The sequence below is a fragment of the Rhizobium sp. 01T417 genome, assembly GCF_056398905.1.
The window spans coordinates 87,293-111,634 of record NZ_JBFTQH010000011.1 but is presented as its reverse complement, the minus strand read 5'-3'; the positions used below and the strand labels follow the sequence as shown (position 1 = coordinate 111,634).

At 59.7% G+C, this 24,342-nt stretch carries 21 protein-coding genes; 8 read left to right on the top strand and 13 right to left on the bottom strand.

The features are described 5' to 3' along the window. Positions 1-51: 51 nt before the first annotated feature. The 4 genes from AC1DPR_RS13820 to AC1DPR_RS13805 all read right to left on the bottom strand — a co-directional run bounded on the left by AC1DPR_RS13820 (position 52) and on the right by AC1DPR_RS13805 (position 2,380). Positions 52-639: an IMPACT family protein gene (locus AC1DPR_RS13820; RefSeq protein ID WP_477816526.1), complete on the bottom strand. Its 588-nt coding sequence runs from the start codon at positions 637-639 to the stop codon at positions 52-54. A 105-nt stretch (positions 640-744) separates the two neighbouring features. After that, positions 745-1,062 carry a plastocyanin/azurin family copper-binding protein gene (locus AC1DPR_RS13815; protein WP_477816525.1) on the bottom strand — a complete coding sequence of 106 codons (318 nt, stop codon included), beginning with the start codon at positions 1,060-1,062 and terminating at the stop codon, positions 745-747. Between the two features lie 11 nt (positions 1,063-1,073). Further along, entirely contained in the window at positions 1,074-1,598 is a 525-nt protein-coding gene (locus tag AC1DPR_RS13810) for a DUF4142 domain-containing protein (protein WP_477816524.1), read from the bottom strand. Between the two features lie 89 nt (positions 1,599-1,687). Continuing rightward, a complete protein-coding gene (locus tag AC1DPR_RS13805; protein ID WP_477816558.1) occupies positions 1,688-2,380 on the bottom strand; it encodes an RNA polymerase sigma factor in 693 nt (230 codons plus the stop codon). 247 nt (positions 2,381-2,627) lie between these two features. On the opposite strand from AC1DPR_RS13805, the gene gabD reads away from it, so the two are divergent. The 4 genes from gabD to AC1DPR_RS13785 all read left to right on the top strand — a co-directional run bounded on the left by gabD (position 2,628) and on the right by AC1DPR_RS13785 (position 9,332). Then, positions 2,628-4,082, top strand: a complete 1,455-nt coding sequence (gene gabD, locus AC1DPR_RS13800) for an NADP-dependent succinate-semialdehyde dehydrogenase (protein ID WP_477816523.1) — start codon at positions 2,628-2,630, stop codon at positions 4,080-4,082. Positions 4,083-4,487: 405 nt separating this feature from the next. Then, positions 4,488-6,437 carry a PrkA family serine protein kinase gene (locus AC1DPR_RS13795; protein ID WP_018858041.1) on the top strand — a complete coding sequence of 650 codons (1,950 nt, stop codon included), beginning with the start codon at positions 4,488-4,490 and terminating at the stop codon, positions 6,435-6,437. A 25-nt stretch (positions 6,438-6,462) separates the two neighbouring features. Next, positions 6,463-7,779 (top strand): YeaH/YhbH family protein, encoded by a 1,317-nt coding sequence (locus AC1DPR_RS13790; protein ID WP_477816522.1) that lies wholly within the window; start codon positions 6,463-6,465, stop codon positions 7,777-7,779. Between the two features lie 11 nt (positions 7,780-7,790). Beyond that, positions 7,791-9,332, top strand: a complete 1,542-nt coding sequence (locus AC1DPR_RS13785) for a SpoVR family protein (protein ID WP_018858039.1) — start codon at positions 7,791-7,793, stop codon at positions 9,330-9,332. A 133-nt stretch (positions 9,333-9,465) separates the two neighbouring features. Here AC1DPR_RS13785 and AC1DPR_RS13780 read toward each other — a convergent pair whose 3' ends face one another. Then, on the bottom strand, positions 9,466-10,743 hold the full coding sequence (locus AC1DPR_RS13780; RefSeq protein ID WP_113160605.1) for a DUF3422 family protein: 1,278 nt from the start codon (positions 10,741-10,743) through the stop codon (positions 9,466-9,468). Between the two features lie 492 nt (positions 10,744-11,235). Between AC1DPR_RS13780 and AC1DPR_RS13775 the strand changes: the two genes are divergently transcribed. Then, a complete protein-coding gene (locus AC1DPR_RS13775) occupies positions 11,236-11,868 on the top strand; it encodes a hypothetical protein (protein WP_477816521.1) in 633 nt (210 codons plus the stop codon). Positions 11,869-11,972: 104 nt separating this feature from the next. Here AC1DPR_RS13775 and AC1DPR_RS13770 read toward each other — a convergent pair whose 3' ends face one another. Next, positions 11,973-12,410: a hypothetical protein gene (locus tag AC1DPR_RS13770; protein ID WP_477816520.1), complete on the bottom strand. Its 438-nt coding sequence runs from the start codon at positions 12,408-12,410 to the stop codon at positions 11,973-11,975. 442 nt (positions 12,411-12,852) lie between these two features. Between AC1DPR_RS13770 and AC1DPR_RS13765 the strand changes: the two genes are divergently transcribed. Both AC1DPR_RS13765 and AC1DPR_RS13760 read left to right on the top strand, forming a co-directional pair. Further along, the gene (locus AC1DPR_RS13765; RefSeq protein ID WP_477816519.1) at positions 12,853-13,632 is read left to right on the top strand and encodes an ABC transporter ATP-binding protein; all 780 of its coding nucleotides are present in this window, start codon (positions 12,853-12,855) and stop codon (positions 13,630-13,632) included. A 179-nt stretch (positions 13,633-13,811) separates the two neighbouring features. Continuing rightward, positions 13,812-14,789: a L,D-transpeptidase family protein gene (locus tag AC1DPR_RS13760; protein ID WP_477816518.1), complete on the top strand. Its 978-nt coding sequence runs from the start codon at positions 13,812-13,814 to the stop codon at positions 14,787-14,789. A 158-nt stretch (positions 14,790-14,947) separates the two neighbouring features. Here the strand turns inward: AC1DPR_RS13760 and AC1DPR_RS13755 are convergent, their stop codons facing one another. From AC1DPR_RS13755 to AC1DPR_RS13725, 7 genes are all read right to left on the bottom strand, one after another. Continuing rightward, positions 14,948-15,820 carry a Hint domain-containing protein gene (locus AC1DPR_RS13755; protein ID WP_477816517.1) on the bottom strand — a complete coding sequence of 291 codons (873 nt, stop codon included), beginning with the start codon at positions 15,818-15,820 and terminating at the stop codon, positions 14,948-14,950. Between the two features lie 345 nt (positions 15,821-16,165). Further along, the gene (locus tag AC1DPR_RS13750) at positions 16,166-17,131 is read right to left on the bottom strand and encodes an ATP-binding cassette domain-containing protein (RefSeq protein ID WP_477816516.1); all 966 of its coding nucleotides are present in this window, start codon (positions 17,129-17,131) and stop codon (positions 16,166-16,168) included. Continuing rightward, complete coding sequence (locus AC1DPR_RS13745; protein ID WP_477816515.1) at positions 17,128-18,036, bottom strand: ABC transporter ATP-binding protein; 909 nt, start codon at positions 18,034-18,036, stop codon at positions 17,128-17,130. The genes AC1DPR_RS13750 and AC1DPR_RS13745 overlap by 4 nt, the downstream gene beginning before the upstream one ends. After that, on the bottom strand, positions 18,033-18,854 hold the full coding sequence (locus AC1DPR_RS13740; RefSeq protein WP_062369167.1) for an ABC transporter permease: 822 nt from the start codon (positions 18,852-18,854) through the stop codon (positions 18,033-18,035). The genes AC1DPR_RS13745 and AC1DPR_RS13740 overlap by 4 nt, the downstream gene beginning before the upstream one ends. Before the next feature lie 4 nt (positions 18,855-18,858). Continuing rightward, on the bottom strand, positions 18,859-19,794 hold the full coding sequence (locus tag AC1DPR_RS13735) for an ABC transporter permease (RefSeq protein WP_018858030.1): 936 nt from the start codon (positions 19,792-19,794) through the stop codon (positions 18,859-18,861). Between the two features lie 97 nt (positions 19,795-19,891). Continuing rightward, positions 19,892-21,484 (bottom strand): ABC transporter substrate-binding protein, encoded by a 1,593-nt coding sequence (locus tag AC1DPR_RS13730; protein WP_477816514.1) that lies wholly within the window; start codon positions 21,482-21,484, stop codon positions 19,892-19,894. Between the two features lie 64 nt (positions 21,485-21,548). Next, positions 21,549-23,177, bottom strand: coding sequence for an amidohydrolase (locus tag AC1DPR_RS13725; protein ID WP_477816513.1), 1,629 nt, complete (start codon positions 23,175-23,177; stop codon positions 21,549-21,551). Positions 23,178-23,395: 218 nt separating this feature from the next. Here AC1DPR_RS13725 and AC1DPR_RS13720 point away from each other — a divergent pair, with 218 nt between their 5' ends. Then, positions 23,396-24,337: a LysR family transcriptional regulator gene (locus tag AC1DPR_RS13720; RefSeq protein WP_477816512.1), complete on the top strand. Its 942-nt coding sequence runs from the start codon at positions 23,396-23,398 to the stop codon at positions 24,335-24,337. The last annotated feature ends 5 nt before the right edge of the window (positions 24,338-24,342 follow it).

Below are 24,342 nucleotides of genomic sequence, written 5' to 3'. Positions count from 1 at the left end.
TGCTCGAGCGCTTACCGGATGCTGACCTGAAGGCTCTGGCTCGCGCTCGCCCTATTGTTTGAGGGCGAGCGCGCTGCGTCCGCTTGTGGTGTCGGCAATCAAACGGGCAATCTCGTCCGACCGTGCTAGCGGAAAGCTCACCGCGATCTCCGCGCCAGCCTCGAAGAAAGCCTCGCTGAGGACGTGCACCCCCTCGAAGGCGGCGAGCCTTGCCCTGAGGATCGCAAGGTCGGAAAATCCGGCGCGGATCGTTCCCTCCAAAGTTGGAACGAGTTCGATGAGTTCGCCGGACCGGAGGCAGGCGGCCGCCGTCCCGCCATAGGCGCGGATCAAACCACCGGTGCCAAGAAGCACACCTCCGAACCAGCGCGTCACGATGATAATGACCTTGTCGAGTGATTGGCCATCGATCGCCTGCAGTATGGGTTTTCCTGCTGTTCCGCTTGGCTCGCCGTCATCGCTGAAACGGTAGGTCTGGCCGATGCGCCAGGCCCAACAATTATGGTTGGCATCGCCATGGCTGCGTACGGCAAGCGCCTCCTTCGCGTCGAGCTCGCTGGCGATCGGAACACCAATCGCCAGAAACCGGCTCTTCTTCACGATTTGCTCAAGGGCTACCGGGCGTTCCAGCGAATACATGAAAGCTGTATAGGACAGCGCGAACGCCGAGCGAAGACGGATTCTATTCGCCGATGGTCGGATATGGCGGCCGAGGGTGTCTCCACGCAGCGCCGCGCAGCCTTACTATTGAGAGGGTATCGAGATACGACCCTTCATGTTCGGATGAAAGCGACAATAGTAATCGACCGATGTGGTCGCCTTCAGCACGGCACTTGCGGATTTCCCGGAAGGAATGACCACCTCCCAGTCACCCTTCACGGTCGCCGTATGGGCAAGAATATCCTTGTTGATCCATTCGATCGTGTCGCCTGGCCTTGCGCTGATCTCAGCGGGCGAAAACATCATCTTTTCGATTGTTACAGTGACTGTTTCCGCCCGCACCGGAACGACACCGATGGTCAACGCAGATACCGCAACGATCCACAGATGCCGTCTCAGCATGCTGGTATCTCCTATTTAAGCTCGCCAGCGACATGCTCGGCATGCTGCTGATGGCCCTGGAAGACCTTGAGGCCGGTTTGGAGCAACTCCTTGAGCTCCGCGTTGCTCGCCGACGGGATCAACAGCGTCTCGAGCGCGCCATTGACCTGTTTGTGGTAGGCGACCTCGTTGTCGACATAGGCCTTGTCGAAGCTCGCTCCGCTGAGTTTGGCAAGTTTTGCTCGCTCATCGGTTGCAGCCTTGGTCAACGTCTTGCTCGTTTCATTGTCCTCCGGCGTAACCTTGAGCTTCTTGACCAGTGCAAGAGCCTGCTTGTTCACGGCCTCATGGTCTCGCACCATGTCCTTCGCGAAGGCGACAACATCCTTGTTCTTGGATTTCGAGATCGCAAGTTTTGCGGCCTCGATATCGATGGTGCCGGCCGTATAGGCGATATGCGCGATCTGCGGGTCCGTCGGCTTGTCCGCTGCCCATGCGGATGGCGCAAGTCCGAACAGGCAAAGCGCGGTCAGGGTCGCAATCTGTCGAGTCTGCATAGGAACCTCCTTCGCCCGAACCGGCGAGGCCGGGCATTGTTTTTCTGGAACAGACATTGGATGTCGGCCCGACGAGAAGGTTCCCGAAATCAGTCGAGAAAACCGAGACGGCTCATCACCGCCATCGTCAGGCGTTCGCAACGACGGCCCGCGAAGGGAAATGCGGAAAGGAGCACGGGACCGATCTGCTCGTCGAGGCGCTCCCTTACCAGGCGCCTGGCGCGATGCAGCCGGCTCTTGACGGTCTCGGCCCGCAGGCCGAGCAACGCCGCGGTCTCATCCACATTCAGCCCCTCGATCACTCTTGCGACAAAGACGGTTCGGTAGATATCCGGCAGGGCGTCGGTCGCCTGCTCGACCAATTGCAGAATTTGCCGCTGTGCCATGGTGCGCTCCGGGTCGCCGGTGTTGTCGACAGGAAATCGGAGGATCATCGCTCCGCTGTTTTCGTCGGCACAACGCGCGACGCCCGCCGCCCGCCGTTTCTTGCGCAGACGTCCGAGAGCTTCGTTGATTACGATGCGCGAAAGCCAGGTCCCGAGCGAGGACTCACCCCGGAAACGATCGAGATGCGCAAATCCGAGCACATAGGCCTCCTGAACAACGTCCTCCGCCTCGCTGTCATTGCGAACAATGCTTCTTGCCAGACGGTAGAGCCTCTGATTGTGAGCCTTCATGATCGCGCGAAAAGCGTGACGATCGCGGGCGACCGCGCGGCGCGCCAGCTCGACATCGGCGAGCGTATCGAGTGCTTCGGCCCCATCTGCTTGAATCTGCGACATCGTCATCTCTTTCATGTCACCTCCTTGGCATTGATATAGATGGAACTCGACGGCAAAGGTTCCCGAAAAATGCGCGCCGGTGTTGGAAACCTCCAATCATTTTCGAGATTGCGCCTCGGCACTGTCCGCGACCCTTTTACCACAACGCGTTTGACAGGGCGGAAGAGGATGGCGACATTGTCGTAAGGCTTCGCCGAGGCGGCCGCGGAGATGCGGAACGGCACAATTTCTCGATGGGATGGACAACATGAACCTCAAGGACCCCACACTCTTTCGGCAGGCAGCCCTGATCGGCGACGGATGGATCGAGGCCGATCCGGCGAATGCGATCGAAGTCAACAATCCGGCGACCGGTGAAATCATCGGCCGCGTGCCCAAGCTGGGAGCGGCCGAGACAAAAGCCGCGATCGAGGCCGCTCGCGTCGCCCAAAAGGGCTGGGCGGCGCGCACCGCCAAGGAACGCTCGGGCATTCTTCGCAAATGGTTCGAGCTGATGATCGAAAACAAGGACGATCTCGGCCGTATCCTGACGCTTGAACAGGGCAAACCGGTTGCCGAAGCGACCGGCGAGATCGTCTATGGCGCAAGCTTCGTCGAATGGTTCGCGGAGGAAGGGCGGCGGGTCTATGGCGATCTGGTTCCCGGCCACCAACCCGACAAGCGCATCATGGTGATGAAGCAGCCGATCGGCGTGGTTGCCGCGATCACCCCCTGGAATTTCCCGAACGCCATGATCACGCGAAAAGCGGGACCTGCCTTTGCTGCCGGTTGCGCCATGGTGCTGAAGCCGGCCAGCCAGACGCCCTTCTCGGCCATTGCGATTGCCGTGCTTGCGGAACGCGCCGGGCTTCCGAAGGGCCTGTTTTCGGTTGTCACCGGCTCGGCACGCGAGATTGGCGCCGAAATGACAGCCAATCCGACCGTCCGCAAATTGACCTTCACCGGTTCCACGGAAATCGGCGCCGAGCTCTACAAGCAGAGTGCTCCGACAATCAAGAAACTTGGCCTGGAACTCGGCGGCAATGCACCCTTCATCGTCTTCGACGACGCTGATCTTGATGCCGCCGTTGAGGGTGCGCTGATCGCCAAGTTCCGCAACAATGGCCAGACTTGCGTGTGCGCAAACCGGCTATACGTGCAGGAAGGTGTCTATGATGCTTTCTCCCAGAAGCTTGCGGCAGCCGTCGGCAAATTGAAGACCGGCAATGGCTTCGACGAGGGTGTCATTCTGGGGCCGCTGATCGACCAGCCAGCGCTGGAGAAGGTCGAGGAACACGTTGCCGATGCGCTCGCCAAGGGTGCAAGCGTCGTACAGGGCGGAAAGCGCCACGTGCTCGGCGGCACTTTCTACGAGGCGACCGTGCTTTCAAATGTCACGCGGGAGATGGCCGTTGCCCGGGAGGAGACCTTCGGGCCGGTGGCGCCGCTGTTCCGCTTCAAGGATGAGGCCGATGTCATCCAGCAGGCAAACGATACCGAGTTTGGCCTGGCCTCGTACTTCTACGCGAAGGATCTCGCTCGCGTTTTCCGCGTCGCCGAGGCCCTCGAATACGGCATGGTTGGTGTCAACACAGGATTGATCTCGACGGCGGAAGCTCCCTTCGGCGGCGTCAAACTCTCCGGCCTTGGCCGTGAGGGTTCCAAATACGGGATCGAAGAATTTATGGAAATTAAATACGTCTGCCTCGGCGGCATCAGCTAGCGCCCGACGGGCGCCAGCTCGCCATTTCCTTTACCGCTTCTTTGCCATGGACGGCACGGGCTCTGGAGCTGCCGTCCACCGGCGCATGATTACTGCGCGCTGCGATTTTGTTCGCCGACATAGCATTGGCCCGGGATGAAATGCGCTGTTCATAGCGATAGCGTGATTACCTTAGCCATGGTTATTGCACGTCTTTCGTGCCATATTAGCAATCAGCACAGTTCAACATTTGAGTCGCAATCTGGCGCAAGAATGGAGACGATGAGATGCTACATGGCCTACTCGAGCCAAATTCGAATTCCTGTAAGTATTTGAAGGAACGAATGCTAGTTTGTGCCGTTGTCTCAATGAGCGCGCCTACGGGGCGGCAATCCCGCCTCAACCGACCGGCCGCGGGAGAGCATCATGCAAAAAGGTGAAAGTGACGTCTTTGATCTTTTCTCGGAGATTTACACAAGCGCCGCGCAAGAAGAACTAAGTCTACAGGAATACCTGCTAGCCTGCCGTGATGACAAAAGCCTTTATGCGACCGCGCAAGAGCGAATGGTCGAAGCGATCGGCGAGCCGACATTAATCGATACGAGCGCCGATGAGCGGCTAGGGCGGATTTTCGCCAACCGCACAGTCAAGATTTACCCCTCCTTCGCCGACTTCTATGGAATGGAAGATACAATCGAGCGGATTGTCGGCTACTTCAGATACGCCGCGCAAGGTCTCGAGGAGCGAAAGCAGATTCTCTATCTGCTCGGTCCTGTGGGAGGCGGCAAATCGTCGCTCGCCGAGCGCCTCAAGAGACTGATGGAGCAGCGCCCGATCTACACTTTGGCGGTCAATGGCAAGATCAGCCCCGTCTTCGAATCCCCTCTCGGCCTGTTCCACCCGGAGCGGATGGCGGGTCTCTTGGAAGACAAGTACGGGATTGCGGCGCGAAGGCTCACGGGCCTCATCTCGCCCTGGGCGACGAAACGGCTCGACGAGATCGGCGGCGATATTTCGAAATTCAGTGTGGTTAAACTGACGCCCTCGCGTCTGCGACAAATCGCAATTGCGAAGACGGAGCCGGGTGACGAAAACAATCAGGACGTGTCCGCACTCGTCGGCAAAGTGGATATCCGTCAACTTGAAAACTTCAGTCAGGCCGATCCTGATGCCTACTCCTACAGTGGCGGGCTGAACAGAACGACGCAGGGGCTTCTCGAGTTCGTCGAAATGTTCAAGGCCCCGATCAAGGTGCTGCATCCCCTGCTGACCGCCACCCAGGAGGGCAGCTATAACGGTACGGAGAACTTCGGCGCCTTCCCGTTCCAGGGCATTGTCGTTGCTCACTCCAACGAGTCCGAGTGGCTGCAATTCAAGAACAACAAGAACAACGAGGCATTCCTCGACCGCATTCTCGTGGTCAAGGTGCCCTATTGCCTCAGGGTCACCGAGGAGCGGCAAATCTATGAAAAGCTGCTTCGTGAAAGCGAGCTGGCAAAGAGCCCGTGTGCCCCTGAAGTGCTCGAGAATCTTAGCCGCTTCACCGTTGCGACACGCCTCCATGTTCATGAAAATTCGCCGCTCTACACGAAGATGCGCGTCTATGACGGCGAGAACCTGAAGGACACCGATCCCAAGGCCAAGTCGGTGCAGGAGTATCGTGACGCCGCCGGTGTGGATGAGGGCATGACAGGCGTCAGCACGCGTTTTGCCTTCAAGGTGCTGTCGGAAACCTTCAACTACGATACAAAGGAGGTCGCCGCCGACCCGGTCCACCTGATGTACATCATGGAGCAGGCAATTCGGCGCGAACAGTTCCCGAAGGAAACGGAGGCGCGCTACCTGGATTTCATCAAGTCCGAGCTTGCGGCACGCTATGCCGAATTCATCGGTCATGAAATCCAGAAAGCCTATCTGGAATCCTACAGCGAATATGGACAAAACCTGTTCGACAGATACATCGCCTATGCCGATGCCTGGCTGGAAGACCAGGACTTCAAGGACTACGACACTGGCCAGATCCTCAACCGCGAAATTCTCGACAGCGAGTTGTCGCAGATCGAAAAGCCGGCCGGCATTGCCAACCCCAAGGACTTCCGAAATGAGGTTGTGAAGTTCACCCTGCGTGCCCGCGCCAAGAACCATGGGCGCAACCCGTCCTGGACGAGCTACGAAAAGCTTCGCGAAGTGATCGAGAAGCGCATGTTTGGCCAGGTCGAAGACCTCCTGCCAGTCATCAGCTTTGGCTCCAAGAAGGACAGCTCGACGGAAAAGCAGCACGCGGAATTCGTCGAGCGCATGACGGAACGCGGCTATACTGTTCGCCAGGTCCGGCGGCTCGTCGATTGGTATATGCGGGTCAACAAGGCCGGCTGACGATGCCGAACCGGGGGAATGGCAGATGGCGAATTTTATCGACCGCCGGCTCAACCCGAAGGATAAGAGCCTCGGCAACCGGCAGCGTTTCCTGAACCGTGCCCGCGAGGAGCTAAAGCGGGCGATCAAGGAGCAGGTCAAATCGGATAGGATTGCCGACGTGGACGCCGCCCATGGCGTTCCGATGCCGAAACGCGGCGCCGGCGAGCCGACTTTTCAGCCTGCCTCCGGTAGTGGAGCGCGCGAGTATATTCTGCCCGGAAACAAGGAATACTTGGCGGGCGACAAGCTTTCGCGACCGCAAGGCGGTGGCGGCGGAAGTGGCAAGGGCGCCGGCCGCGGCGAGAGCGAGGATGACTTTCAGTTCATCCTGTCCCGCGACGAGGTTCTCGACCTTTTCTTCGAGGATCTGGAACTGCCCGACATGGTCAAGTTGAACCTGAAGGAGACGGTGACCTACAAGCCTCACCGCGTCGGCTTCAGCACGGCCGGCACCCCCACGAACATCAATGTCGGGCGGACGATGCGCAATAGCTTCGGCCGCCGGATCGCGCTGCAACGCCCGAGCGAAGCGGCGGTGAAGGCGATTGCAGATCAGATCGCCATCTTGGAGGCCGAACCGAACCTGTCGGCACAGGAGCGGCGGCGCCTGCAGGCATTGCGCGAGGAGCTCGAGCAATTGGAACGCAGGCGTCGACGCATCTCCTATGTCGATCCGGTTGATATTCGCTTCAACCGTTTCGAGCGCCAGCCGCTTCCCAATGCCAGCGCAGTGATGTTCTGCCTGATGGACGTATCAGCCTCGATGGGCGAACGCGAAAAGGACCTCGCGAAACGCTTCTTCGTGCTGCTCCACCTCTTCCTGACCCGCCGTTACGAGCGGATCGATATTGTTTTCATCCGTCATACCGACGAGGCGCGCGAGGTCGACGAGGAGACGTTCTTCTACAGCAAGCAGAGCGGCGGCACGGTCGTTTCCACTGCCCTCGAGGAAATGCTTCGTGTCATCGAGGAACGCTATCCGGCACATCTGTGGAACATCTACGCCGCTCAAGCGTCCGACGGCGACAACATCAGCGGAGATTCCGAACGGTGCGCGGCGCTGCTTCGCGACCACCTGATGCGCCTGTGCCAATATTATGCCTATGTCGAGATCATCGACGAGCGTGAAACCGAAATCTTTGGAGCGACCGATAACGGCACGTCGCTGTGGCGCGCCTATCGCACGGTCGACGGCGAAGTGCCTAACTTCCAGATGACGCGGATCTCCAGACCGGCAGACATCTACCCCGTGTTCCGCAAGCTCTTTACCCGACAGCCTGCCATGCGCACGCGCAAGTAAGGGACGACCGAATGGCGAGACGCTCGAGTTCAGGCCTGCTGTTTGATGGTTCCGACTGGAATTTCACGACCCTATCGCGCGCCTACGATGCGATAGAGACCGTTGCGCTCGATGAGATGGGACTGGACGTCTATCCCAACCAGTTGGAGATCATTTCCTCCGAGCAGATGCTCGATGCCTATTCGTCGGTTGGCATGCCGCTGATGTATCAGCACTGGTCCTTCGGCAAGCGCTTCATCTTCGAGGATCACTTGTATCGGAAGGGACAGCGCGGCCTCGCTTACGAGTTGGTCATCAACTCCAACCCCTGCATCACCTATCTCATGGAAGAAAACACCATGGCGATGCAGGCGTTGGTGACCGCGCATGCAGCCTTCGGCCACAATCATTTCTTCAAGAACAACTACTTGTTCCGCCAGTGGACGGACGCCGGCTCGATCCTGAGTTATATGGACTTCGCCAAGAAATACATCGCCAAGTGCGAGGAGCGGCATGGATTGCGCGCCGTGGAGGCGATCCTCGATTCAGCGCACGCCCTGATGGACCAGGGCGTCTTCCGCTACCGGCGCCCGCCCCGCCTTTCCTCCGAAAAAGTCAGAGAACGCGCCCGAGAGCGATTGGAATATGAAGAGCAGACCTACAGCGATCTGTGGCGCACGCTGCCGCTGGCAACGGAAAACCGCAATCCGGAAGAGGCCGAACGCGACGCGTCCGAACGCAAGAAGGTTCTCAATCTTCCGGAGGAGAACCTGCTCTACTTCCTGGAAAAGCACAGCCTGATCCTCGATCCCTGGCAGCGCGAACTTCTCCGGATCGTGCGCGTCATTGCGCAATATTTCTATCCACAGCGCCAAACCAAGGTGATGAACGAGGGCTGCGCGACCTTCGTTCACTACACGATCATCAACCGCCTCTTCGATCAGGGCCGGATCAGCGAAGGGGCGATGCTGGAACTGCTGAAAAGCCACTCCAACGTCGTTTTTCAACCGGCCTTCGATGATTCGCGCTTCCCGGGCATCAACCCTTACGCACTGGGGTTCGCGATGATGCAGGACATCGAGCGCATCTGCATGGAACCGACGGCGGAAGATCGTGACTGGTTTCCGTCTTTTGCCGGCAACGGCGATTGGCAGGGGACGCTGCTCGACGCCTGGGCAAACCACCGCGACGAGTCCTTCATGCTCCAATATCTGAGCCCGGCGATGATCCGCAAGTTCCGGCTGTTCCTGCTCTCCGATCGCGCCACCGACAGCTATTGCGAAGTATCCGCAATCCATAATGAGCGCGGCTATTCCAGGATCCGCTCGGCGCTTGCCCACAGTTACGACGTCGGGGCCAGACAGCCCGATATCCAGGTTATCGACGTGGACTTGCTAGGTGACCGGCAACTTCGGCTACAGCATAATGTGAAGAACGGCATCCTCCTGGAAGAGAGCACCCGTGATGCCACGCTCGGCCATATTCGCCACCTCTGGGGTTACGACGTGAGCCTGAGTGGTGTCGATGCTGGAACGGGCGCGGCGCTCTACGAGTGTTCGACGGCGCAACTCTGAAGCCAGCTGGGAACCGTGGGAGCCATGCGGCCTACGGTCAACGAAAGCGCTTGCCCTCCGGATCGAACGCGTGTTGGCCGACTTCCTTTACGACGGCTCCCTTGTGCGTCTCGGGAGCCTACGACGCAAAACGTCAACGCTTGTCCTCTTCGGCATGTCTTCGCCGGATGCTTCGCACGACAAGCCACATGCCGGCAACCACGATCGGTACCGAGAGACCTGTCAGCGTCTCGGGGGACACCTCGAAGCCGACATTGTGCGCACCCTTTGCCACATAGCCGAAGAGCCCGACGACGTAGTAAGAGATTGCCGCCACCGACAGGCCTTCGACGGTCTGCTGCAAACGCAGCTGCAGTTGCGCCCGGCGGTCCATCGAATTCAGCACCGTCGTATTGATACGCTCGAGTTCGACGTCGATCCAGCTTCGCAGCAGGGCCGTGGCCCGGGCAAGCTTGCGCGAAAGGTTCGCCTGGCGCTCCTCGACCGACTGACAGGTTCGCATGGCCGGCGCCAGTCGTCGTTCCAGGAATGAGCCGAGTGTTTCGCTGCCTGGTATTGCCGTCTCGGCAAGAGCCCGAATGCGCTCCTGAACGATCTCGTAGTAGGCGCGGCTTGCCCCGAACCGATAGAGGCTGAGCGCTGCATTCGCCTCGAGTTCGGCCGCAAGGCGCGTGATCTCGGACAGCATCTGGTCCGCTTCATCCCGTGCATGCAACTTCATCCGCTGCGTAATGGCAGTCAGGCCAGACTCTATCTGGCGGATTTCGGGCGAGAGTGATTGTGCAAGCGGCAGGCCCATCATCGCCAGCGTGCGATAGGTCTCGATATCGAGAAGCCGCTGGACCAGCGCACCGCGTGCGCTGTCGGACATGCCGCGATCGATCACCAGAAACTTCGTCAATCCGTCGCCATCCTGGCGGAAATCGGTGAGGATCGTTGCCTGACCGTTTCTGAGTTCGCTTCGACACAGGCTGGTCGGATCGAAAACGGCAATTTCCTGCACTGTCTCGGGCGTGTCGGGGCGTATTTCCAAACGAATGCCCGATATGAACGGACCTGGTGGCGAGAAGCTGTCGCCGAAAGGATGAACGGCGATCGGGGCGCCGAACTTCTCTGGTGCGGGGCAATCCCAGAAGTAGGTCGAAAATTCGGTGTGCCGTTCCCAGCGCAACGTGCCCTGGCCCCAGCTTATCGCATGATGGCTGGTCTCGCGGGCAGGCGGAGCAACGCCGCTGGATCGGGAAAGATCCGCAAGCATCTCATGGTCATTGTCACCGGCACTCTCCGTCAGGAAAGCAAGCTGGAAGATGACGCGTGGCGCCTCAACCAGCGCATAGGGACGTGCATGAATTTCCCCCAAGGCGCGTACTCGAAGATCCGCAGGCGGAAAGCCGAAGCTTCCTTGCGTCATGCGTGCGCTCCTTTCGGTGTGTGTTTCCCGCTCGTCGCTATCGATACTGTGATTCGGCTGAGCCCGGGAGCGCGACTGAACAACCTCGATTGGTTCACCTCTGATCGGCGACACGTTCAAGTTCTTTTTGCCATTCGCAAAAAGATTTCGAATGTCCATGGTCTTGTCCCTACATCGGCCCCTCAGCTGGCGGCATGCAAGCATCTCCTCATATGCCTGTCTAGCACGATCGGTCCGCGCGACCGTTTGCCACAGCCACTCCAACCAGCAAGCAACTCATGCTTGAATAGCACCCTATGCTGATAACCCGGCACCCTTCGCCACAGAATCGTGATGGAACAATTCCCGACCATTGGATTTTAACATTGAGCGAGAATGTGCTGAACGCGAAAGGCTGTGGAAAGTCAACTTGCGGCACCCTGCCTGGCGCGCAGATCGGGTTTCTGACGCCTGCTGTTGTGGTATTGCCCGATCTTACTCGGGAGAGATTCGATGGCCGTAACCGATATTCTGGCGTCCGTGGCTTTTGCCGCAACTATGACTGCGTCCATTTCACCGTCCGAGACAAATGTTCCTGCCTTCCGGCCGCTCGGCGTTTCACAGGATGCGCTGCCGTCAGCGCTCGGCTGCAAACCGATCAATGGCGAGCAGCCAGATACGACAGGCCAGTACTCATGCAACGTTCTGCCTGGCGGAAGCGACCTCTTTGACCAATATGTGCTAGCCTACGTCCACGGCATGGGAATATGCAACGTCGTCGCGATTTCGCGTTACATCGACGATGATCAGCGCGGCACGACGACACGGCAGGTTTACAAGGAGGCGGCTTCGCTTCTCGCTTCCCAGTTCGGGCCAGCGGACGAGAAGGTCGACCATGTCGCCACGTCCAAATTCGGAAAGGACGGCATGTTCCGGCAGGCGGTCATCGCTCAGGAGCGGCAAGTGTTCGAGCAATGGGACAATCTGAGCACGAAGTTCCAGAATGCCCAGTCGGCCAGCGTCACGATTTCTGGAAGTGAGGACTGGGGACTGGCGGTCTATAGCATTTTCCGCTTTGCCCATAACGATGCCTGCCTGAGCAGTCTGGAACAGCAGACCGGACTGTCCGGGGAGAATGGTGAGTGATCGCTAGCTGGCGATCGCAAGCCAAAAGCCGGCGACCGCCGGAGCGGCGGCTTGAAGACGGGAGCAGTGATCAGGTGTTCGAATGGCGCCTGGTCTCGTTCCAGTCAGGATATGAACAGTGCCCGCAGGCGAGCGAATAAACCTGGGCGATCCACGCCAAGAATACCGCGTACATAGTGGGCGGCTGTGGCGGCGCTGACCGTCGCGCCGAAATGGCAGTAGCAAAGAACGTTATGCAGTTCGCCGTCGCTTAGACTGAAGAACTTCTTGGCCTGGCCATAAGTATCGTTCTCAAGCCCCGCTGCTCGCAGGATCGGGTCCTCAAAGGCGACCGAGATCGGCGAGTTATCGCTACGCAGGAGCGATAGCACTGAAGTCGGCTGATGTTCGGTCTGGTAGAGGGTAGCCAGTCGTCGATGCGGGCTCAACTCGAGAAGCTCCACCCAGCGCTCGAGACGCTCGCTTCGCGACATGACGCGATGCGGATATGCCTGGTCGATATCCGCAATATTCTGCAGTTGCTCCAATGTCTGATGTTTCATGGTGGGCTCCATTCGGCTGAAATTTGCGCAGCCCCATTGCCGCGTACGCCCTGAATAATTGAGCTAGGGGACAGCGAGGCCCAATCAAGATCATTGCGAAAGGATTTATGCAGGTCGGGAACAAGTTGAACGACGGACTGCATCCAGCCGCCTGCGGTAGATCAGCGTATATGGCAGGCTGCTGTTTTTCCGACCAACTCGCAAGACTTAGGAGGGCCAGTTGTCGCAACTTGACCAGATCGATTTCGGGCGCTGCTGGCGAAATGACGGAAAGGGCCAATCTTTTTAAGACGGCGTGCGGGGCAACCAGTCTCAAAGCGGCCAAGCTTCATTTCGAAATAACTGCTCGCCAGAGAATATATAAGTTGACAGTAACGGTAAAGTTTTGCACGAGCGCGTACAGAGCCGCGATCGCTATCTGATGCAAGCAAAGAGAAGCCGCATGTCGACACCCTTCCTGACAACGTCACAGATTGCCTATCACGCGGCAGGAAAGAGCATCCTTTCCGGGATAGACCTGACGTTGAAGAGCGGACACATCTACGGTCTGGTTGGGCAGAACGGTAGCGGCAAGAGCACGCTTTTGAAGATCATAGCCCGACAGATTGACCCGACCTCCGGTGGGGTCATGCTGAAAGGCGAGGCGATTTCGCGCTGGGGCGCCAGACCCTTCGCCCGGCAGGTTGCCTACATGCCGCAGTTCACACCAGCGACCGATTTCATGACGGTTCGTGAACTGGTGGCGCTTGGCCGATTCCCGTGGCACGGCACGCTCGGCCGTTTCACCAGCGCCGATCAGATTCTCGTCGACGAGGCCATAGAGCGAACCGATCTCGAGCGTTTTGCAGACAGCCCGGTCGCAAGCATGTCCGGCGGCGAGCGGCAACGCGCCTGGATCGCCATGATGCTGGCACAGAATGCACAGTGCCTGCTTCTTGATGAGCCGACCTCCGCGCTGGATCTGCTACACCAGGACAGCGTGTTGGCGCTGCTGCGCGAACTCAGCCACGAGCGCCGGCTAACGATCGTCGTCGTCCTCCACGATATCAATCTGGCCGCCCGCTATTGCGACGAGATCGTGGCCTTGAGGAAAGGCCGCATCTCGGCACACGGCACGCCAGCCGACATCGTAAGGTCCGATGTGCTCAAGTCGGTCTTCGATCTGGAAATGGGTGTCTTTCCGCATCCGGTCAGCAACGATCCGATCAGCTACGTTCTCTAAGGCCGTAGTCTTGCAATCCGGATCTCCCGAGAACCCGCTCAGCGAGTGATCTGTAACAGTGTCGCGGTGCAGTGAACCGCGTGAAAGCATTCTGCATACCGTTTGATGATATTGAACTTCCGACTGCCTCAACGGACGCCGCCGTTGGAACAACTTGGCCGGTCGTAGATTTCACGCTCATGAAAACAACGATCTTTCTCGTCGTGTCGCTGACCCTGGGCCTGCTTGGCAACGCAAGCGCCCAGGAGCTTGGTGCGGAAACCATCAACGGTGCCTCGCTCGACTCCATTCCAGCCGAGCGACCAGCCAAAGCCTCCCCTCGACCAGAGCCTGCTGTTATACGTTTGCAGGTGCTTCTGGATCGCTTGGGGTCGTCTCCCGGGGTGATAGACGGGCATTACGGCGAGAACGTCACCAAGGCGATCGCTGGCCTGGAAGCCATGCGGGGAATCCCGACCGATGGAAAGCTGGATCCTGAGGTCATTCGCCTCTTGCTTGACGACCAGCCAGTCATCGGGACCTATGCAATCTCCCCGGAAGACACACAAGATCTCGTCGACCGCATTCCCAAAGACTACGCCAGGCAAGCCAGGATGAGGTACCTCGGATACACAAGTGTTGCCGAGAAACTGTCCGAGCGATTCCACATGGACATCGATCTTCTGAAGGCGCTGAACGCCGGCACGCCGTTTACGGTCGGAAAGACAATACTGGTGGCGATGCCCGGCAGCGCGAAAGAAGATATGGTCAAGAGGATTGAAGTGCGACGACGAATTGGGCAAGTCCTGGCGTTTGGCAAGGATGGCTCCCTGCTGGCCGTTTATCCCGCCACGATCGGCAGCAGGCAAACGCCTTCGCCGTCAGGAACCCACAAGGTCAAGGGCGTCGCGCGAATGCCGCCATACAGTTACGATCCGAAAATCAACTTTCAGCAGGGAAAGAACAAAAGGCCCCTAACGCTGCCCAAAGGTCCCAACGGTCCGGTTGGAACCATCTGGATCGATCTGACAGAGCCGACCTATGGAATTCACGGCACACCGGAACCCTCCCTTATCGACAAGATCGGATCACATGGATGCGTCCGCCTGACCAACTGGGACGCCGAGGAATTGGCCGCGATGGTAAAACCAGGCGTGACTGTCGAGTTTGTCGACTGACGCGAGCCTGTCAGATGTCTTGCTGACGAGGCCCAGCGCTTTCTCGTCACATTCGACACCACGTCGCTGGATGAGGTGTTCGACAGCCGACACGGCTGGCCGGCGAACAGGCCTCGATCTTGCTATCCCTTTGCCGCAGGCGCGCCAGCGGCGCGGTATCAGCTCGACAGTTCCCTGGCGCGGGCGTTGATCTTCTCGCACGCCTCTTCGTATGGGTCACGCATCGGAATCAAACGTGACGCACCAAGCAGCAAAAGCGATTTCAAATGCTTCCAACCGCCTTCCTCGCCGGCAACCGGGGCATAGGACGTCATTGCAGTGCGGCCCTCAATGGCGTAGAGGCGCTCGTACTCTGCAAAGTTTGAGAAGTTTTCGTGATTGCCGCTTGAAATGTGGAACGTCTCGGCCGCGGCGCCTTCGGCAAGAACTACCTCATGGGTATCGAGCAAGACCGCATAGTACTCGATCATCGTGTCGTCGGCAGGAAGGATCGGCGCAATCGTCGTACCGTTCACGAGATCACGCACCCGGATCAAAACGCCATTCAGGAACAGAGCATGGCCTGGCGATAGATAGAGATCAGAATGTGGCGCGCAATCATCCAGCGCATGACGCAGGACCCGGATCGGCACGACACCCTCCTGCCAGCGTGCACCACTTTTCTTGAACACCTGGCGACCGACCCACTTGATCCGTCGGGCATCTCCGTCCGCAAGCGCCACGCGATCACCGATGCGAAGATCCTCAACACGCTTTTCACCACGATCGGTGAGGATCGACGTCCCGCGCAGGAAGCACTGCGCGCCGCCGCCACCGCCGCCACCGCCAGCGTTTCCACCAGAATTGCCGTTCCCGCCTCCACCGGAGTGACCGCGCCCCCAGCGCCGGCCCATTGCACGCGCAGGAGACGATGAGACTGCCGCTGCTATGGTTGCGACGCTTGCGAAACGTGCACCGGCCGCAGCCGCCACACCTAGAAAATGCCTGCGCGCGGTATTGAGGGGCAACTTCCGATCATCGGGAGATGACATGCTAGCTTCCTTTGAAAAAAGAGTGACGCCAGCACAAGTTACAATAAGTTGCATCGCGTTGAACTTCGCAGAATAGCGCTGCCGCCTACCGAAAAGGTAGTATGCATCGATAGTCAACTGTGATCAGGCAAAAGCACTTGCAGCTTCGCCCACTCTCGTTGTCCGGAAGCTTCGGCCCGCTCTGCGAATTCCCTTCGCAGGTACTGTCCGTCAGCATTGCGAATGGCACATCCGCAAACTTGCTCAATGCGTCGATAAGGCCATGATGCCTCGCTCGAGAACGAGCCCGATCAGACAGTCGTCAATTCGGGGCCGCTTTTACCGGAAATCAACCAGGAAATCCAATCAAGCCGCGACGGACAGCCTCACCCTGTGATTGTCGGCGATTTCGACCAGTTCCGACGGGATCGGCGCGGCAAAGACATCCGGTGCCGGGCTCCCGTCCGATCCGAAACCGCGTCCGGCCGGGAGCTGGGCATCATGGAAACGCTTCGCCCTCGGCTGCCCGCTCATGGCGATTTTGGGATCGGGAATGGCCCCTATAAGGCGGCGCGTATAGGGATGGGCCGGCGTCTCGAAGATCTGTTGCCACCCACCTTCCTCGACGACCTGGCCGAAGAACATCACCAGCACACGATCGCTCATGTGCTCCACCACGCTTAGGTCATGGCTGATCATCAAATAGGAAAGACCGAGCTTTTCCTGCAGATCCAGAAGAAGATTGATGATCTGCGCTCGGATCGAGACGTCGAGGGCCGACACCGGTTCGTCCAATACGACGATCTCGGGCTCGAGGATGAGTGCGCGAGCAATGCCGATGCGCTGGCGCTGCCCGCCCGAGAACTCGTGCGGGTAGCGACTGGCCTGTTCCGGCTTCAACCCGACATTGATCAGCATTGCCTCGATCCTGTCGGAAATCTCCGATGCCGATTTGATGCCATGAAGGCGCAAGGGTGCGGCGAGCGAAGCCCTTATCGATTGGCGGGGATTCAGCGAGGCGTACGGATCCTGAAACACCATCTGCACCGCCTTGGCGCGCTGCATGCGCCCCGGCGCACCAGGTCCGGTCAGCGGTTGACCCCGGTAGCGGATCGTTCCTGAGGTCGGCGCCTGCAGACCGAGGATCGACAGCGCCGTCGTGGACTTGCCGCAGCCTGATTCGCCAACGATCGACAGACACTCACCCTTGCCCAATTCGAAGCTGATGCCGTTTACGGCGTAAAGCGTCCGCCGTCCGGTTCCCAAAAGCCCTCCGCCAGACACCGGAAAGCGCACATGCAGGTCGTCCACTTGCAGCAAAGACCCGGTCACGGCTTTCCTCCTTCGTCGCGGCGTGGCGCAATGAACCGCGTCTCGGTCAACTTCGAGCGATCGGCGATGATGCTGTCGATGTCTACCAGGCGCTGGCGTCCATGCAGGCTGCGGCTCCCCAGCCGCGGCAGCGCTCCGAGAAGCCCGCGCGTGTACTCGTGCCTCGGATCGGAAAACAGCAGAGCGGTATCGTTCTCCTCCACCAGGCAACCGGCATACATCACTCCCACCCGCTGGCAAACACTGGCGATCACGCCGAGATCGTGGCTGATGAACAGGACCGCGGTGCCGCGCGCGGCGCAGAGTTCCTTGATCAACCGCAACACTTCGGCCTGAACGGTCACGTCCAACGCCGTTGTCGGCTCATCCGCGATCAAGATGTCGGGATTGCATGCGAGCGCCATGGCGATCATCACGCGCTGGCGCAAGCCGCCCGACATCTGGTGCGGATAGTTCGAAGCGCGTCGGTCCGGATTGGGCACGCGCACGCTTGCGAGCGCGTCTACGGCAAGTTTCATCGCTTCGCCCCAGTCCTTGCCCTGGTGCAGGACGAACATCTCGGCGATCTGGCGCCCGACCGTGGCGAGCGGATTGAGCGCCGTCATCGGCTCCTGGAAGATCATGGCGACGCGGTTTCCCCGCAGCCGTCTCATCTCCCGCTTCGGCAGGGCGAGCAGGTTCTGGCCCTTGAAGACGACCTCACCGCCCGAAACGCGCAAGGGCCTTTTCAGGAGACCCATCACGGCAAGTGACGTCACCGATTTACCAGAACCTGATTCGCCCACGAGCCCATAGGCCTCACCCGGCATGATCTGGAACGAGACGCCCTTGAGGATCGGAAGAAGAGAGCGCCCGGCCGAAACATCGAGCTTGAGTTCCTTGATGTCGAGAAGCGGAGCAGTCATGGCGTGCGCGTCCTCATATGCGGATCGAGCCTGTCGCGCAGCCCATCGCCCAGAAGGTTGAAGCCCAGCACCGAGAGAAAGATGGCAAGCCCCGGAAACACCGCGACCCAGGGTGCGGTCCGGATCAACTGGCGCGCATCCGTCAGCATCGAGCCCCAGCTTGGAAAGGGGGGCTGGACGCCAAGTCCGAGGAAGGAGAGAGCCGCCTCTGAAAGCACCGCCGAGCCCATGCCCAGCGTCGCCATGACAAGGATCGGACCCATCATGTTGGGCAGGATCTGCGTGAACATGATGCGCAGATCGCCGTAGCCAAGCGTCTGTGCAGCCTGCACATATCCCTGAGACTTCAGCGACAGGGTGGAGGAGCGCGCAATGCGGCACGTCCAGCTCCAGTTCGTGAGCCCCAGGGCAATCAGCAGTGATGGCAGGCCCGGGCCAAGTACGGCCATGACCGCCAGCGCGAAGATCAAGGAGGGGATGGCAAGCATGACGTTTGTGAGACCGTTTACGAGATCGTCCCACCAGCCGCCCCAGTAGCCGGCAGTCATGCCGAGCGTGCAGCCGATGATGGAGTTGATGACCTGCGAGACGATCCCGACGGTCAGCGAAATCTGCGCACCAAAGAGGATGCGGGTAAAGACGTCGCGGCCCTGAGCGTCCGTACCAAACCAGAATGTGGCATCGGGCGGCAATTCGGCATTCATCAGATCGGCATTCAACACCGGATCAAACGGCGCGATCCAGGGAGCAAAGATGCCGGCGAGGATGACGAGCACCGTGAGAAGCGCGCCGAGGATGAAATTGAAACCAAAGCGCATCGCCTCACCCCTGCTTGATGCGCGGGTCGATCGCCGCGTAGATCAGGTCGACAAGGGTGTTGATGACGAGGAACCAGAGGACGATGACCAGGATTGTCCCCTGCACCGCGGGAATGTCGCGGATCGCCACGCTGTCCACCAGGAGCGAGCCGATGCCAGGCCAGGCGAAAAGTTTCTCGATCACCACGGCCTGCCCGATCAGCGAACCGAATTGCAGGCCGACTGTTGTCACGATCAGTACGAGAGCGTTGCGCATCACGTGCCAGCGCACGACCTTGGCTTCGCTCATACCCTTCGAATGCGCGGTGCGAATGAAATCGGCGTTCAGCACGTCGAGAACCCCTGCCCGCGTGGTGCGTGCCAGAAGCGCCAGCGGCGTAACGCCGAGCGTGACGGCGGGCAGGATCAGGTTACGGAACGATCCGTCGCCATAGCCGAAGCTCGGCAGCCAGTTCAGATGAAGCGCAAAGACGTACATCATCAGGAGCCCGAGCCAGAACTGGGGCATGGAAAGACCCGAGACCGCGCCGATCATCGTCGTCGTGTCGAGAATCGATCCGGGACGGAGAGCGGCGAGAAAGCCGAGCGGCACGCCGACCACGACCGCGAACGCCATGGCGGCGAGCGCTAGTTCCAGCGAAGCCCACATGCGGTCGCCGATCAGATCGAGCACCGGCTGGCGACTTCGAAAGCTGGTCCCGAGGTCGAGCCGCGCAAGGTCGGTGACGTATTTCACGAACCGCTCCGTCAGCGGCTTGTCGAGGCCGAATTCCTGGTTGAGGTGGGCAATCAGCTGTGGGTCAGCGGTGCGCTTGCCGTCGGCAAGAAGGCTGGTGGCAAAGCTGCCCGGCACAACGCTGAAGATGACGAAGATCAACAACGCCACGACGATCACCGTCGGCACGATCTGCAGGACGCGGCGCAGAGTGAAGCGAAGCATGAACAAACCCGTTTTGGTCGCCCTTTAGGGAGGCGCGCGGCAATGCGAATTCGAGTGGCCGCGGGAAATCCCGCGGCCACCGGCATGAACTCCCGGATTAGCTGCGCGAGTCCGGCGCCGTGTCGTCGATCCAGATTTCATCGTAAGGCTGGATGGCCAGTTCCGTCGCATTCGGAACAAGCCCGTGGATCCACGGCTGGTATGCCATCACCGCCTTGTTGTAGTTGAAGAACCAGATCGGTGCTTCGTCCTGGATCAGGTTGTTCGCCTGGCGTAGCAGTTCGTTCTGCTTGGCCGGGTCGCGTTCCTGCTGCGCTGCCTCGTAGAGTTTGTCGAAATCGGCGTTCGAGAAGCTCTCGTAGTTGCAGGCCGACTGCGGCGTCTTGGAGTAGTAGCAGCGAAGCGCCTGCAGCGGATCCGGGCCGGAGAGGTTCGACCAGATGAAGGCCTGGAAATTGTTCGACGTCACTGCGTCGCCGAGTGCCGAGCTTTCAACCGGCTTCGGCTTCACCGTGATGCCGACCTTCTGCAGCATCGGCAGGACGGCTTCGACGATCGGCACGCCCCAGCTTTCGTTCGGGCTGGCGGTCACTTCGAAGGAGAAGCCTTTGGCATAACCGGCTTCTGCGAGAAGCGCCTTGGCTTTTTCCGGGTCGTAGGCATAGGCAGGCTTATCCTTGTCGAACGCCGGCGAGGAGAGCGGCAGCCAGCCGGAAGCGGGATAGGCCTTGTTCTTGACCAGGCGTTCGACGATCAGCGGCGTGTTGATTGCGTAGTTGATGGCCTGACGCACCCGCTTGTCCTTGAACGGCTCGAAGGCCGGATTGAAGCCGATGTTGCGGGTGTAGACCTCGGCGACCTCCAGCAGATGGTCCTTCAGGGCATCCTCACCCTGGTAAGCTTGATACTGGGTGGGCCCAAGGATCGACACGTCGATTTCCTTGTTGCGGAAGGCCACGTCGCGGGCGGAATCCTCACCCATCAGCACGATCTTCACACGGTCGAGATAGGGCTTGCCCTTCTCGTAGTACTTGTCGAACTTCTCCACGACGACCTGCGAGCCAGGCGTGTATTCCTTGAAGGCGAAGGCGCCGAGACCGATCGGATCTTTGCCGAAAGTCGACTCGTCCGCGACGTTCGAGGGATAGATCACCGTCGTGTTCTGCATCAACGAAAAGCCGGGATTGATTGGCCCGGTATAGGTCACCTGCAGCGTGTGATCATCGATCTTCTTCAGGCCGCTGATGTCTTGCGCCTTGCCGGCGATATAGTCGTCGGCGCCCTTGATGATGGCGATATAGCTGGCACCGGGGAACGCGTTCTTCGGATTGCCGATGCGCTTGTAGCTGTAGATGATGTCATCGGCCGTCAGCGGCTTGCCATTGTGAAAGACGGCGTTGTCGCGCAGATGATAGGTGTAGGTCGTCCCGTCCTCGGAGACATCAGCCGAGGTCGCCAATTCCAGAACCGGCTTGTTGTTGATCGAGTCCCAGCTGTACAGCGCCCGGTGAATGGCCTGGGTGATGAATTCTTCCTGCGTGTTGGGGCTCGACTGAACATCCAGCGTCGCGAAACTGGAGCCATAAGGCGCGGTGAATACAAGTGTACCGCCATGACGCTCGCCCTCCGCAAACGCCATGGTCGCGACGCCCAGGCTGAGCATCGCAGCGATTGAAAGTCTCTTCAGCATTTCGTTCTCCCTCTTTGTGCCGGGTTCCCTTTTCGGCATCGTGTCAGTTATTTTTTTGAGTGGCTCAGCCTCGCGCGTCGTGCACAACGCGGCCCGCCAGCAGCGTCAGCAGGCAGCGCGTATCCGACAGGATCGCCTCGGGCGATGCGGTGAGAAGATCATTGTCGAAGACCGCGATGTCAGCCCACTGACCAGCGACCAGCCGCCCCTTCACGTTTTCAGCCTTCTGCGAATGGGCACCGTATTCCGTGTAGGCCTGGAGCGCCTCCTCGCGACCAAGCTTCTCGGAGGCATCCATGACGGTGCCCTTGCCGGTCTGGCGGGTGATCATCGCGTAGAGGTCGGGGAAAGGATTGGGCGAGCAGACCGGTGAGTCGGAGCCGGTGGAGGGTTTGAGCCCCATGCGCGCCCACGTGCCGATCGGGTAGGATTTGACGCCGCGCTCCTCGCCGAGGACGGAGATATAGCTGTCGCCGAAATCGTGAATGAAGGCCATCTGCGGCGCCGGCAGAATGCCCGCCGCCTTCATGCGGGCGTTTTGCTCCGGAGACGGATAGCCGCAATGCTCCACACGGTGGCGGCGATCCGGATCAGGATTGGCGGCAAGCGCCTTCTCATAGGCCGTGATCAACTGCTCGATGGCGCCGTCGCCGATTGCATGGCAAGCCATTTGGTAGCCCCGGTCATGACAGGACTGCACGATCTCCTCGACGACTGCGTCGGGCAGCATCTGCACGCCGAGGTTTTCCGGCTCGTCCTTGTAAGGCTTCGTCATCCACGCCGTGCGTCCACCGGCCGATCCATCAAGGAATATTTTCACCGCGCCAACGCGCAGCATGTCGTCGCCGGCGCCGGAGATGAGGCCCGCGCGCCAGCAATCCTCGACGATCGACACGCCGGGATCACCAAGAAGGGTCAGCCAGACGCGCACGGGCAAGCGACCCGCGATCTTGGCCATTTCATAGGCCTGAATTTCCGCAAAGCCGGAAAGCTGCCCGACGGCGGCGTCCATGCAACTCGTGATGCCGAGGGACAAGAGATATTGACCGGCGCGCTCGATCCCATCGATCAGTTCGGCAGTCGTGGCAGACGGGATCACGGCCTTGACGAGGTTCATGGCGTTCTCCGCCAGAAGGCCGTTCAGTTTGCCGTCCGTCAGGCCGATGACGCCGCCATCCGGCACCGGTGTCGCCTCGGTCACGCCTGCCAGCATCAAAGCTCTCGAATTGGCGATCGCCACATGGCCGCACGCCCGCGTCACCAGTACCGGATGATCCGGCGCAGCGAGATCAAGGTCCGCGCGTGTCGGATGCCGGCCCGTATCGAGCTTGACCTGATCATAGCCACGTGCGCGAACCCACTCGCCCTTCGGCGTCACCGCCGCGCGTTCGGCGATCTGACGCATCAGCGCGGCGTGGGTGGGGGCCGCGGCAGGCGTCGCGTCCACCCAGCCCATGACGATGCCGGTCGAAATCAGGTGCAGATGGTTGTCGATCAGCCCGGGGCTGGCAAAACGGCCGTCCAGATCGATGACCTCGGTGCGCGATCCCCTAAGGCTCAGCATTTCTGCACTGCTGCCGGTTGCGAGAACCTTTCCCTGCCAGACGGCCACCGCCTCGCAGGATCCTTCCTCGCGACCGCACCATATGCGGCCGTTGTGAAGGATGAGATCGGCTTCAATTCTGACTGCCATTGACTGCTCCGTTGTCACGACCCGGACGAACCCGGCATTAAGGACAGGCGATGCGAAGCGCTCGCGCCGTCCATGAATTTCTGTCGTGTGACAAGGTGAAAGCTTGTGGCAGGCTTGGCCAATTCGGTTTTGGCACAACCTCATGCGAATTTGGCATATCTATTCAAGATGAATGACTTATGCTGGATTGGGCGAGGAGCATTGGGGAGGAGAATGGAATGGAAATCAAATGGCTGGAGGACTTCGTGACCCTTGCGGACACCTCCAGTTTCTCGAGAGCGGCTGAACTGCGCAACGTGACACAACCGGCCTTCAGCCGCCGAATCAAGCAGCTCGAGGGATGGCTGGGCGCGACCTTGATCAGCCGCGCGGCGATGCCTGCCGAGTTGACGCCGGCCGGCCGGAATTTCCTGCCCGTCGCACAGGAAACGATCCGGTCATGCTATGCGGCGCGAGAGGCCCTGCGTCCGTCACATGAACCCGGCCTCATTCGCTTCGCGGCACTGCACACGCTGACGGTTACATTCTTTCCGCAATGGTTACGGGCGTTGGAGAAAGCAGGGGGAGCGTTCAACACCTCGCTGATACCGGACCGAGGTGGCATCGAGGCGAACCTGGATGCGCTCGTTGGCGACGAGGCCGATTTCTTCCTGACCTATGCCCATCCGGAGGTGCCATTCCATCTCGACCGCGGCAAATTCGCGTGGCTGACCGTCGCCCACGACCGGCTGATCCCTCTGGTGGCGCCGAACGTCGTCGTAGCCGGCCAATCGCAAGCCGGAAGAAATTTGCTGGATCGGGCCGTCGAGCAGCAGCGGCTGGCAATCCCCTATCTCAGCTACGGCTTCAATTCGTTCTTCGGCGTAGCTCTCTCGCGTCTTCTGCTTCGCCGCCCGCCATTTCGTCGCCGGACGACACATGAGAATACGATCAGTGCCGGTTTGATGAACATGGCGCTTGCGGGAGCGGGCGTCTGCTGGCTGCCTGAAAGCCTCGCACGCGACGAGATGGAGTCAGGGCGCCTCGTGCCCGCCTCGAACGACGAGGGGTGGAATCTCGATCTCGAAATCCGACTCTACCGCCACGCGGCGAGCCGCAATCGCAAGGTCGACGAACTCTGGCGCATGTCCGGGCAATTGCTGGAGCGCGAGCCGGCCTGACGACC

Coding starts and splice junctions, on each gene's coding strand:
- AC1DPR_RS13820 (WP_477816526.1), bottom strand. CDS start 639: ATGTATTCGCTGGAACGCCCGGTAGCCCTTGAGCAAATCGTGAAGAAG.
- AC1DPR_RS13815 (WP_477816525.1), bottom strand. CDS start 1,062: ATGCTGAGACGGCATCTGTGGATCGTTGCGGTATCTGCGTTGACCATC.
- AC1DPR_RS13810 (WP_477816524.1), bottom strand. CDS start 1,598: ATGCAGACTCGACAGATTGCGACCCTGACCGCGCTTTGCCTGTTCGGA.
- AC1DPR_RS13805 (WP_477816558.1), bottom strand. CDS start 2,380: ATGTCGCAGATTCAAGCAGATGGGGCCGAAGCACTCGATACGCTCGCC.
- gabD (WP_477816523.1), top strand. CDS start 2,628: ATGAACCTCAAGGACCCCACACTCTTTCGGCAGGCAGCCCTGATCGGC.
- AC1DPR_RS13795 (WP_018858041.1), top strand. CDS start 4,488: ATGCAAAAAGGTGAAAGTGACGTCTTTGATCTTTTCTCGGAGATTTAC.
- AC1DPR_RS13790 (WP_477816522.1), top strand. CDS start 6,463: ATGGCGAATTTTATCGACCGCCGGCTCAACCCGAAGGATAAGAGCCTC.
- AC1DPR_RS13785 (WP_018858039.1), top strand. CDS start 7,791: ATGGCGAGACGCTCGAGTTCAGGCCTGCTGTTTGATGGTTCCGACTGG.
- AC1DPR_RS13780 (WP_113160605.1), bottom strand. CDS start 10,743: ATGACGCAAGGAAGCTTCGGCTTTCCGCCTGCGGATCTTCGAGTACGC.
- AC1DPR_RS13775 (WP_477816521.1), top strand. CDS start 11,236: ATGGCCGTAACCGATATTCTGGCGTCCGTGGCTTTTGCCGCAACTATG.
- AC1DPR_RS13770 (WP_477816520.1), bottom strand. CDS start 12,410: ATGAAACATCAGACATTGGAGCAACTGCAGAATATTGCGGATATCGAC.
- AC1DPR_RS13765 (WP_477816519.1), top strand. CDS start 12,853: ATGTCGACACCCTTCCTGACAACGTCACAGATTGCCTATCACGCGGCA.
- AC1DPR_RS13760 (WP_477816518.1), top strand. CDS start 13,812: ATGAAAACAACGATCTTTCTCGTCGTGTCGCTGACCCTGGGCCTGCTT.
- AC1DPR_RS13755 (WP_477816517.1), bottom strand. CDS start 15,820: ATGTCATCTCCCGATGATCGGAAGTTGCCCCTCAATACCGCGCGCAGG.
- AC1DPR_RS13745 (WP_477816515.1), bottom strand. CDS start 18,036: ATGACTGCTCCGCTTCTCGACATCAAGGAACTCAAGCTCGATGTTTCG.
- AC1DPR_RS13740 (WP_062369167.1), bottom strand. CDS start 18,854: ATGCGCTTTGGTTTCAATTTCATCCTCGGCGCGCTTCTCACGGTGCTC.
- AC1DPR_RS13735 (WP_018858030.1), bottom strand. CDS start 19,794: ATGCTTCGCTTCACTCTGCGCCGCGTCCTGCAGATCGTGCCGACGGTG.
- AC1DPR_RS13730 (WP_477816514.1), bottom strand. CDS start 21,484: ATGCTGAAGAGACTTTCAATCGCTGCGATGCTCAGCCTGGGCGTCGCG.
- AC1DPR_RS13725 (WP_477816513.1), bottom strand. CDS start 23,177: ATGGCAGTCAGAATTGAAGCCGATCTCATCCTTCACAACGGCCGCATA.
- AC1DPR_RS13720 (WP_477816512.1), top strand. CDS start 23,396: ATGGAAATCAAATGGCTGGAGGACTTCGTGACCCTTGCGGACACCTCC.